Source organism: Ideonella sp. P3_A4, from assembly GCF_056403075.1.
In genome coordinates this window covers 1-1,794 of record NZ_JBFUGE010000919.1, presented here as the reverse complement: position 1 = coordinate 1,794, position 1,794 = coordinate 1, and the positions used below count along the sequence as shown (strand labels likewise).

Genomic DNA, 1,794 nt, shown 5'->3' with positions numbered 1-1,794 from the left:
CGGCCATTGCCGCGTCGAGTGCAACGCCGGCCTACAGCGTGACCGAGCTGCGTTTCAAGCCGATCGATCCGAGCATGCCCAACGAGGTCACCCCGGCGGCGATTGATGCCCAAGGACGTGCGGTGATCAACGTGTATGCATCGACCGTCGCTGGTGAACAATGCTCTGTCGAGGGCCGCTGCAAGTTGATCGGGCCCGCTGGTCCCAGCAACTATTGGTTGGCTGTCGCCGGCAAGGTGCTCGGCGGCCAGGTCGTCGATGAGGGGCAGGGCTGGGCCGCGCGCCGTTCGGGAACGAGCGAGATCGAGAAACTGTGGGTGGGCGAAGTGCGCGGGGTCAACGCTTCAGGCGCGGCCGCTGGCACGGCAAACAATTCTGCGGTGGTCTTCGACACCACGCTGCACCATCTGCCCGATCTGAGCAGCGGGGGCGGCCAGATCTCGCAGGCCAATGCGATCAACAAGACCGGCCTGGTTGTTGGTGGCTCAACCGGCCCCCTTGGCAACTATTGCGCCGTCGCCTGGGATGGCTTTGTCCTGCGAGTGCTGCAATGCGCCCCCGCGGTCTACGATTCGAACGCCTACGCAGTCAACGCGAAAGGCATCGCCGTTGGAGAGTCGAGCTACGTCGAGGTCCGAAGGCCGCATGCCGTCCGCTACGAGAAGGGCGCCATGATCGACCTGGGCACGCTGGGTGGAACCAAGTCCGACAGCAGCAGCGCCTTCGCCATCAACGCCAGCGGCGTCGTGGTAGGGCGGAGCACCGATGTCACCCATGGCAGTGGCGTTCGGGCGACGCGCTTCGACAAGACGGGCCCGGTCGACCTTGCGACCCTGATCCCCGAGGCGGATCGCGCGAAGTACACGATGTACCACGCTGCGGCGATCAATGACGTCGGGCAGATCCTGGTGAGCGCCACCCGTACGAGCGACGATCGGTCCGTGGTTCTTCGCCTCGACCCGGTGGTGACATCGCGCTAGCAGCAGGCGTCAGCACCCAATACTGTTGAGATAGGCCGCTTCATGCGCCTCGCGTCCTGCGCCATCGAAGAGTGATTGCGACACGCATCGGTTGAGTTCGCTGCAAGGCAGACGTCCACCTGACCCAGGGTCTTCTGCTGCGAGAATCTCTTCGAAGGGATCTCGCAGCAAGTGAAACATCAAGACGCCTGCAAGCTGTACGCCTGCTCCGCGGTCGACTTGCGCCTGCTCGCCTGACTTCTCGATGCGCTCCGCCAACCAACCCGGTCTCGCTTTCTTCGAACTGACCACGCCGTCAGGCGAGGTCGTCGTGACGCCGCTGGCTTTTCCGGAGATGGCCTGGGTCGGCGGCACGGCGGCGGCCATGGCTCGCAAGATGGCGAGCGCGGTGCAGAAGCACCTGATCGACCAGGGTGCGTATCTGGAGGCGGTGCAGGTCACCGCCGGCGGCTGCGAGTTCGAGCGCCAAGAATTGCAGGTGGACCTTCCCGCGGGCACTGATCCACTGGCCCAGCCGGCTCGGCGCGTGACGCACGTGGCCTTCCTGTCGGCAGGCACCGACGGCGCGCGAGCGATCGGCTGTGTGCCGGCGCTGGGCGTCGTGGCGCTGGCTGACTCCGCGGGCCTGCGCGACGCGGTGATCCAAGCCATCGTGCTGGAGCATCGGCGCATGGGGCGGTTGGCCGATGTGCGCAAGCAGGTGGCGGCGGCTTGGTTCGAGCAGGTTGAGCTCAAGCCGGCGACGCTCGCGCTCGAGTTTCATGGTGCCGAGGCGCTGCGCCAATTGCAGCAGCGCAGCGAGCCTCTGCTGAAC

2 protein-coding genes and 1 pseudogene are annotated in these 1,794 nt (G+C 65.8%); 2 read left to right on the top strand and 1 reads right to left on the bottom strand.

The window, feature by feature from the left end; all coding sequences use genetic code 11:
* Window positions 1-980 (top strand): annotated as a pseudogene (locus tag AC1DYI_RS34435) (hypothetical protein); the annotation flags it as partial.
* A 9-nt stretch (window positions 981-989) separates the two neighbouring features.
* Here the strand turns inward: AC1DYI_RS34435 and AC1DYI_RS34430 are convergent.
* Window positions 990-1,346 carry a hypothetical protein gene (locus AC1DYI_RS34430; protein WP_477208595.1) on the bottom strand — a complete coding sequence of 119 codons (357 nt, stop codon included), beginning with the start codon at window positions 1,344-1,346 and terminating at the stop codon, window positions 990-992.
* Here AC1DYI_RS34430 and AC1DYI_RS34425 point away from each other — a divergent pair.
* Window positions 1,345-1,794, top strand: a 450-nt coding sequence (locus AC1DYI_RS34425) for a hypothetical protein (RefSeq protein ID WP_477208594.1), incomplete at its 3' end; no start/stop codon positions are given. The two genes, AC1DYI_RS34430 and AC1DYI_RS34425, sit on opposite strands and share 2 nt — an antisense overlap.

What these genes read in the sequence shown, in the direction of transcription:
- AC1DYI_RS34430 (WP_477208595.1), bottom strand. Translation starts at nt 1,346, where the DNA reads ATGGCCGCCGCCGTGCCGCCGACCCAGGCCATCTCCGGAAAAGCCAGC.